Raw genomic sequence first — 8,107 nt, forward strand, 5'->3', positions numbered from 1 at the left:
GACGAGAGCCGCGCGCAGCTCGCCGCGCACGGTGAGCATGGCGACGCGCCTGACATCGTATTCGTCGTCGGCGACGGGCTGTCCGCGTTCGCGGCGGCGAAGCAGGCGCTGCCGCTGCTGCTGGCGGTGCGTCCGCGTCTGGCAGGCTGGAAGATCGGGCCGGTCGTCGTGGCGCGGCAGGCGCGCGTCGCGCTCGGCGACGAGATCGGCGAGTTGCTGCGCGCGAAGCTCGTGGCGATGCTGATCGGCGAGCGGCCGGGGCTCAGCTCGCCGGACAGTCTCGGCGTGTATCTCACGCATGCGCCGAAGGTGGGCTGCCACGATGCGTTGCGCAACTGCATCTCCAACGTGCGGCCGGAAGGACTGCCTTATGAGGCGGCGGCCCACAAACTGCATTACCTGATGACGCATGCGCGCCGGCTTGGCCTGACGGGCGTGGGTCTGAAGGACGACAGCGATGCGGTGCTGCCGGAGGCGATGGAGGCGGAGCGGATCGGTGCCGATTGACGTGCGGGCCGTGTCGCACGACGCCTGATCCTCACACCCATAAACGACGACGGACGAGCCGCATCGCGGTTCGTCCGTCGCGGCCTGGCCGATCAGAAGAAGCCGAGCGGCTTGTCGCTGTAGCTGACGAGCAGGTTCTTCGTCTGCTGGTAGTGGTCGAGCATCATCTTGTGGGTTTCGCGCCCGATGCCCGACTGCTTGTAGCCGCCGAACGCCGCATGCGCCGGATAGGCGTGGTAGCAGTTCGTCCACACGCGGCCCGCCTGGATCGCGCGGCCGAAGCGGTACGCGCGGTTGCCGTCGCGCGTCCAGACTCCGGCGCCGAGCCCGTACAGCGTGTCGTTCGCGATCTCGAGCGCTTCCTCCTCGTTCCTGAAGGTCGTGACCGACAGCACCGGCCCGAAGATCTCTTCCTGGAAGATGCGCATCTTGTTGTGGCCGCGGAACACCGTCGGCTTCACGTAGTAGCCGCTTTCCAGCTCGCCGCCGAGCACGTTGCGCTCGCCGCCCGTCAGGCACTGCGCGCCCTCCTTGCGGCCGAGGTCGATGTACGACAGGATCTTCTCGAGCTGCTCGGCGGACGCCTGCGCGCCGATCATCGTCTGCGCATCGAGCGGATGGCCCTGGCGGATCTTCTCGACGCGCTTGATCGCACGCTCGATGAAGCGGTCGTAGATGCGCTCCTCGACGAGCGCGCGCGACGGACACGTGCAGACTTCGCCCTGGTTCAGCGCGAACATCGCGAAGCCTTCGAGCGCCTTGTCGAAGTAGCTGTCGTCGTGGTCCATCACGTCGGCGAAGAAGATGTTCGGGCTCTTGCCGCCCAGTTCCAGCGTGACCGGAATCAGGTTCTCGCTCGCGTACTGCATGATCAGGCGGCCGGTCGACGTCTCGCCGGTGAATGCGATCTTCGAGATTCGCTTGCTCGACGCGAGCGGCTTGCCCGCTTCGAGACCGAAGCCGTTGACGATGTTCAGCACGCCCGGCGGCAGCAGATCCTGGATCAGTTCGGCGAACACGAGGATCGACGCGGGGGTCTGCTCGGCCGGCTTCAGCACGACGCAGTTGCCGGCGGCCAGCGCCGGCGCGAGCTTCCACGCGGCCATCAGGATCGGGAAGTTCCACGGGATGATCTGGCCGACGACGCCGAGCGGCTCGTGGAAATGGTAGGCGACCAGATCGCCGCCGATATCGGCGATCGAGCCTTCCTGCGCACGGATGCAGCCCGCGAAATAGCGGAAATGGTCGATCGCGAGCGGGATGTCGGCGGCGGTCGTTTCGCGCAGCGGCTTGCCGTTGTCGATCGTCTCGGCGACCGCAAGCCGCGCCAGATTCGCTTCCATCCGGTCGGCGATCCGCAGCAGCACGTTGGCGCGCTCGGCCGGGCCCGTCGCACCCCAGGCGGCCTTCGCGCGATGCGCGGCGTCGAGCGCCAATTCGATATCGGCTTCGCGCGAGCGCGGGATCGAGACGAACGGCTGGCCGGTAACCGGCGATATGTTCTCGAAATACTCGCCGCCGACGGGCGCTACCCATTCGCCGCCGATGAAATTGCCATATTGCTTGCGATACGGGAATTCGATGTTCAGGTGCTTCATGTCCGCGTGATTCATCGCGATGCTCCTCGCATGTCGGTATCGTAAAAGCGCCGCGCGCGACGCGCGGCCTGAATCGATACGCCAGAAGCGTGCCAGCTGGCGGTGCGTCCGCGCGCCGCATGCGGGCGCGGCTCGCGCGGCTGCACCGGCCGGGTGCGCCGCGCCCGCTGTGCCGTCGCTGAACAGGCGGCGCATGCGGGTGTGCCGGGATTGAACGGTCGGCGCGGCGCCCGCATGATGGCGGCGGGTCGTCCCGATCGGCATGGGAATTGCGTCGATTCGCCGGGATTCGGGCGGTGTGAAGGAGGACACGATGGATCAGCGGCTCACGGACGTCGGCGAACCGACGGCGGAGGACACCCGGCGCAGCGCAGGCGGCGCGGAGGCGCCGGCCGGGCGCGCGGTCGTCAGCGTCGCGCATGACGCCGACGAGCAGGCGCGCAACCTGATCGGCTGGCGGCAGACCTACGACCAGCTCGCGGCCGGCCAGTTCGTCGGCACGCTGACCGAGTTGCCGCTCGACACGATGAAGCTGTTCCGCGAAACGACGAGCCATCTGCTGCGCCAGGCGTGCGAGGTGCGCGGCGATGCGTACTGGTTCGGCATCCCGCTCGTGCGCGACGGCGCGGCCCGCGTCGATGCGCGCCGGATCGACGCGGGCACGCTCGCATTTCGGCCCGGCAACGTCGAATTCGAATTGCTGACGCCGGCGCAATTTTCGATCTACGGTGTCGTCGTGCGCGGCGACGTGCTGCGCCGCTACGCGGAGCAGGTCGAGCGCTGCGGTCTGGACGAGCGGCTGCCGGCGCAAGCGGTGATGCAGGTCGGCGAGCCGCGGCTCACGCGTCTGTGCGCGCGGCTCGCGCAGCGGCTCGACGATGCGGCGGCCGCGTGCAAGCCGCTGTCCGACGCGGCGCGCAACGATCTGCAGGCCGAGGTGCTCGCGGCGCTGTTCGATGTCTGCGCGCTGCCGGCTGACGACGCAGCCGGCGAGGCGCCGTCGCGCCGTCGCTGGATCGTCGGGCAGGCGCGCGACTACGTGCTGGCGCATCGGTCGCGGCCGGTGGGCGTGCCGGAGCTGTGCGAGCAGTTGCATGTGAGCCGCCGCACGCTGCAGTACTGTTTTCAGGACGTGCTCGGGATGGCGCCGGCGACGTATCTGCGCGCGCTGAGGCTGAACGGCGCGCGCCGCGATCTGTGCGGGCGCGCAGCAGGTTCGGTGCAGGACGTCGCGGAGGCGTGGGGGTTCTGGCACCTGAGCCAGTTTGCGACCGACTATCGGCGATTGTTCGGCCGACGGCCGTCGGAGACGCTGCGCGACAGCGGGATGATGGCGGGCCACTCGACCGCATCCCAGTCGACCGCGCGATAAGCCGCCTCGACCGCGGCGATGTCGCCGGGCCGTTCGCTCCGGTGCAGGCCGCGCAGCGCATCCGGCACGTCGAGCGCGACGGATACGCAATGCGGATAGTCGCGCACGCGCAAGGCCGGCGCGATCGTCGTGAAGCAGGCGAGTGTCGGCACATCGAAGCCGTCGGCGATATGCATCGCGGCGGTATCCGACGAGAACAGCAGGCTCGCGTCCTTGATCCAGGCGATGAACTGCGCGGTATCGCGCGCGTCGCGGCTCATGTCGACGTAGGCGGGATGCGCGAGCGGCTCGAAGCCGACCACGGGCATGCGGTAACGCTGCACGAGCTGATCCACGAGCGCGACGCGCAGTGCGGGCGGCACGCTGCGCACCGCGGTACTCGCATGCGGGCAAAACAGGACGTAAGGCTGCCGCCACGCGTCAGGCAGTGCCGGGAGCGCGAGCCGCGCGAGCCAGCGGTTGCGCTTCGTCTCGGCCGGAATCGCCGCCGGCTGCGCGCCGAGCGCCGCGAGAAAGAAATCGATCATCGGCATCCGGGCGAAGGCCGGCCAGTACAGGTGATTGCCGAGATCGACGCATGGCGTGAGCCGCGTGCATCGAGGCAGCGCTTCGACCGGACACGGCAGGGCGCGGATCGACGCGATGCGATCGGCGGCCAGCGCATACAGCGCTTCGACATAGCGCGGCGCGCAGGCGGGGCGATACAGCGTGAAGCGCAGTCCCGGATACGCGTCGCGCAGCGCGGCGAGCGCGGTCAGGCCGATCACCGAATCGCCGAGCGCGACGCCCATGCCGTTGACGACGTGCACATGCAGCGTGCCGTCGTACGCGAGCCGGAACGGCCGGTGCGCGGCGTGCAGCCAGCCAAGCGCGGGCGCAGCCGGCACGTGCCCGGTGGCGTTGCGGCCGCTGTGTTCGAGATCGTAGGGCGCGATGAGCGTGCCGTCCGGTGCGAGCAGCGTGCCCGGCCACACGAGCGCTTCGTCGTGCGCGAGGGTGGCGCCGGCCGGCACGGTGCACATGTTCCGCTCACTCGCCGCGCATGCGGCGTCCCTGTTCCTGAATCTGCGCGAGCGTCGCCGCCGGCGTGCTCGCCTCCTGCGGCACGCGAAGCTCGATCAGGGCGGGCAGCCCGCAGGTCAGCGCGCGCTCGAGCGCGGGTGCGAAATCTGCGGTGCGCTCGACGGTTTCGCCATGCGCACCGAACGCGCGCGCGTACGCGGCGAAGTCCGGATTCGTCAGCCCGGTGCCGTGCACGCGTCCCGGATAGTGACGCTCCTGATGCATGCGGATCGTGCCGAAATGACCGTTGTTGACGACGATGACGACAATGTTCAGCCCGTACTGCATCGCGGTCGCGAGTTCGCTGCCGGCCATCATGAAGCAGCCGTCGCCGGCCAGCGCGACGACCGTGCGGGACGGATACAGCGACTTGGCCGCGAGCGCGGCCGGGATGCCGTAGCCCATTGCGCCGCTCGTCGGTGCGAGCTGCGACCGGAAATGCCGGTACGCGAAATGGCGGTGCAGCCAGATCGCATAGTTGCCTGCGCCGTTGGTGACGATCGCGTCGTGCGGCAGGCGTTCGCGCAGCTGCACCATCACGTCGCCAAGCTGGACGCCGCCCGGCATCGGCAGCGGCGCGTGCCAGTCGAGATAGGCGCGGTGCGCGTCCGCCGCGCTGCCTGCCCACGCGGGCGCGGCGGGCGGATCGAGTGCCGCGAGCAGCGACGCGATTTCCGGCATGCCCGACACGATCGGCAGGTCGGCCGCATAGACCCGGCCGAGCTCGTCCACGCCCTGATGGACGTGAATCAGCGTCTGGCGCGTCTTGGGGATGTCGAGGAGCGCATAGCCGCCCGTCGTCGCTTCACCGAGACGCGGCCCGAGCGCGAACAGCAGGTCGGCCTCGCGGATTCGCCGCGCCAGCGCCGGATTGATGCCGAGGCCGACGTCGCCCGCGTAGTTCGGATGCGCGTTGTCGAACGTGTCCTGATAGCGGAACGCGCACGCGACCGGCAGCTGCCAGCGCTCGGCGAAGGTGCGCAGGTTCGCGCAGGCTTCGGGCGTCCAGCCGCTGCCGCCGACGATGACCAACGGCCGCTCCGCACGGGCGAGCCGTTCGCGCAGTTCGCTCATCTGCGCGGCGGACGGCGCGGCCGCGACGCGCTTCGCGGGCGGCGCGGCCGGTTGCGGCGGGCACGGCTCGGACAGCACGTCCTCCGGCAGCGCGATCACGACCGGGCCGGGCCGCCCGGACATCGCGACGTGGAACGCATGGCTCAGGTATTCGGGCAGGCGGCGCGGATCGTCGACCTGTGCGACCCATTTGGCCATCTGGCCGAACATACGGCGATAGTCGATTTCCTGGAACGCCTCGCGATCGAGGTGTTCGCGCGAGCACTGGCCGACGAACAGGATCATCGGCGTCGAATCCTGGAATGCGGTGTGCACGCCGATCGACGCATGGGTCGCGCCCGGCCCGCGCGTGACGAACGCGACGCCGGGGCGGCCGGTCAGCTTGCCGGCCGCCTCTGCCATGTTTGCCGCCGCCGCTTCATGCCGGCAGACGACCGTCTGGATGCGCGCAGTGTGGTCCGCGAGCGCATCGAGCACGGCGAGGAAACTCTCGCCCGGCACACAGAACACGCGTTCGACATGATTGGCGAGCAGTGCATCGACAAGCAGTCGGGCGCCGGTGACGCCGTGCGACTCGAGATCCGTGGAATGCGACATGGCACGCCGTCTCCCTGGGTAGCGGGACGTACAGCTTACGCCCGATCCCGAGGCGGTGAAAAGTGCCGGAACGAAGGAGAAAGACGGGGCGGGCGCATGGCGCGGCCCGGCGGGGAGGGCGCACGTGCACGACGCGCGCCGGAAACACGGCATGGCGCGGGACGCGCGCTGCGGCGGCCGGGCCGCCGCGCCCGCCCCGCCGCGGCCGTCAGCACTCGACGATATTCACGGCCAGGCCGCCGCGCGACGTCTCCTTGTACTTCGTCTTCATGTCCGCGCCGGTTTCACGCATCGTCTTGATGACCGAGTCGAGCGACACGTAATGCGTGCCGTCGCCGCGCAGCGCCATCCGCGCCGCGTTGACCGCCTTCACCGAGGCCATCGCATTGCGCTCGATGCACGGAATCTGCACCATCCCGCCGACCGGATCGCACGTCAGGCCGAGGTTGTGCTCCATGCCGATTTCAGCTGCGTTCTCGACCTGACGCGGCGTGCCGCCGAGCACCGCGGCCAGCGCGCCCGCCGCCATCGAGCACGCGACGCCGACCTCGCCCTGGCACCCGACCTCCGCACCGGAAATCGACGCATTGAGCTTGTACAGGATGCCGATCGCGGCAGCCGTCAGCAGGAAGTCGATCACGCCCTGTTCGTTCGCGCTCGGCGTGAAGCGCGTGTAGTAATGCAGCACGGCCGGGATGATGCCGGCCGCGCCGTTGGTCGGCGCGGTCACGACGCGTCCGCCGGCCGCGTTTTCCTCGTTGACCGCGATCGCGTACAGGTTGATCCAGTCGACCATCGACAGCGGATCGCGCAGCGCCTGCTCCGGATTGCCGGTCAGCGTGCGATACAGCTGCGGCGCGCGGCGCTTGACCTTGAGCGGGCCGGGCAGGTTGCCGTCGGCGTCCGGGTTGCCGATCCCGCAACCGCGCGACACGCACGACTGCATCACGCTCCAGATCTTCAGCAGGCCGTCGCGGGTCTCTTCCTCGGTATGCCAGGTGCGCTCGTTGTCCCACATCAGCTGCGCGATCGACTTGCCGGTCGATTCGGTCAGCGCGAGCAGTTCCGCCGCGTTGCGGAACGGGTGGGCCATCTGTTCGGCCGCGCTCAGCACCTTCGTGTTCGGCGCGCCGGCCGTCACGACGAAGCCGCCGCCGACCGACAGATACGTGCTTTCGCGCAGCACCGCGCCGTCTGCATCCATCGCGCGCAGCTTCATTCCGTTCGGGTGCTCGGGCAGCGCCTGACGATAGAACGCAATGTTTTCCTTCAGAACAAACGGGATCGGATGCGTACCGAGCAGCGCGAGCGTCTTCGACGTGCGCACCGCTTCGAGGCGCGCGGCGATCGTGTCGGGATCGACGGTGTCGGGCGCGTCGCCGAGCAGGCCGAGCATCACGCCGCGGTCGGTGCCGTGACCCTTGCCGGTCGCGCCGAGCGAGCCGTACAGCTCGACTTTCACGTTCGCGGTCGCGTCGAGCAGCCCGTCGCGCTCGAGGCCCTGGACGAACATCAGCGCGGCGCGCATCGGGCCCACCGTGTGCGAGCTGGACGGGCCGATGCCGATCTTGAAGAGGTCAAACACGCTGACTGCCATTTTGTTTCCTGTGTCGCTGTAGAAATTCTAGCGCGCCTGCAGCGGCAAGCATGCGGCAAGCCATGCGGGCGGCATCGGGGATAACAGCTGCGCGACACGGGCGTAGCGCCCATCGAGCCGCGCGGCCAGATGAAAGAGTTCGGTGGCGTTTTTCGGGTCCCACTGCCCCGTGTAGCCGGGTATGCCGGCCTCGCGGCGCTTTGCATCGAACGGCACCGTCGAACGGACGAATTCCTCGTGCGTCTTCTCGCCGCGCGCGTACGGCACCAGCCAGTCGAGCGCGGAGCGCTCAAGGTTATT

Annotated in this window: 6 protein-coding genes and 1 pseudogene; 2 read left to right on the plus strand and 5 right to left on the minus strand. The window is 69.2% G+C overall.

All coding sequences use genetic code 11. The features are described from left to right. On the plus strand, window positions 1–507 hold a 507-nt coding region (locus KH616_RS17770), incomplete at its 5' end, for an ethanolamine ammonia-lyase light chain EutC (protein WP_292248835.1). A gap of 92 nt (window positions 508–599) precedes the next feature. Here the strand turns inward: KH616_RS17770 and adh are convergent. Beyond that, a complete protein-coding gene (gene adh, locus KH616_RS17775) occupies window positions 600–2,120 on the minus strand; it encodes an aldehyde dehydrogenase (protein WP_292248838.1) in 1,521 nt (506 codons plus the stop codon). Window positions 2,121–2,418: 298 nt separating this feature from the next. Here adh and KH616_RS17780 point away from each other — a divergent pair, with 298 nt between their 5' ends. Next, window positions 2,419–3,477 carry a helix-turn-helix domain-containing protein gene (locus tag KH616_RS17780; protein WP_292248840.1) on the plus strand — a complete coding sequence of 353 codons (1,059 nt, stop codon included), beginning with the start codon at window positions 2,419–2,421 and terminating at the stop codon, window positions 3,475–3,477. Here KH616_RS17780 and KH616_RS17785 read toward each other — a convergent pair. From KH616_RS17785 to KH616_RS17800, 4 genes and pseudogenes are all read right to left on the minus strand, one after another. After that, window positions 3,381–4,499: an ADP-heptose--LPS heptosyltransferase gene (locus tag KH616_RS17785; protein ID WP_292248843.1), complete on the minus strand. Its 1,119-nt coding sequence runs from the start codon at window positions 4,497–4,499 to the stop codon at window positions 3,381–3,383. The genes KH616_RS17780 and KH616_RS17785 overlap by 97 nt on opposite strands. A 7-nt stretch (window positions 4,500–4,506) precedes the next feature. Continuing rightward, window positions 4,507–6,210: a thiamine pyrophosphate-binding protein gene (locus KH616_RS17790; protein ID WP_292248845.1), complete on the minus strand. Its 1,704-nt coding sequence runs from the start codon at window positions 6,208–6,210 to the stop codon at window positions 4,507–4,509. A 208-nt stretch (window positions 6,211–6,418) separates the two neighbouring features. Continuing rightward, window positions 6,419–7,807: an L-serine ammonia-lyase gene (locus tag KH616_RS17795; RefSeq protein WP_292248848.1), complete on the minus strand. Its 1,389-nt coding sequence runs from the start codon at window positions 7,805–7,807 to the stop codon at window positions 6,419–6,421. A gap of 27 nt (window positions 7,808–7,834) precedes the next feature. After that, a pseudogene (locus KH616_RS17800) lies at window positions 7,835–8,107 on the minus strand (hypothetical protein); the annotation flags it as partial.

Source organism: Burkholderia sp. (assembly GCF_018375725.1).
Classification (GTDB): Bacteria; Pseudomonadota; Gammaproteobacteria; order Burkholderiales; family Burkholderiaceae; genus Burkholderia.

Coding starts and splice junctions, on each gene's coding strand:
- adh (WP_292248838.1), bottom strand. CDS start 2,120: ATGAATCACGCGGACATGAAGCACCTGAACATCGAATTCCCGTATCGC.
- KH616_RS17780 (WP_292248840.1), top strand. CDS start 2,419: ATGGATCAGCGGCTCACGGACGTCGGCGAACCGACGGCGGAGGACACC.
- KH616_RS17785 (WP_292248843.1), bottom strand. CDS start 4,499: ATGTGCACCGTGCCGGCCGGCGCCACCCTCGCGCACGACGAAGCGCTC.
- KH616_RS17790 (WP_292248845.1), bottom strand. CDS start 6,210: ATGTCGCATTCCACGGATCTCGAGTCGCACGGCGTCACCGGCGCCCGA.
- KH616_RS17795 (WP_292248848.1), bottom strand. CDS start 7,807: ATGGCAGTCAGCGTGTTTGACCTCTTCAAGATCGGCATCGGCCCGTCC.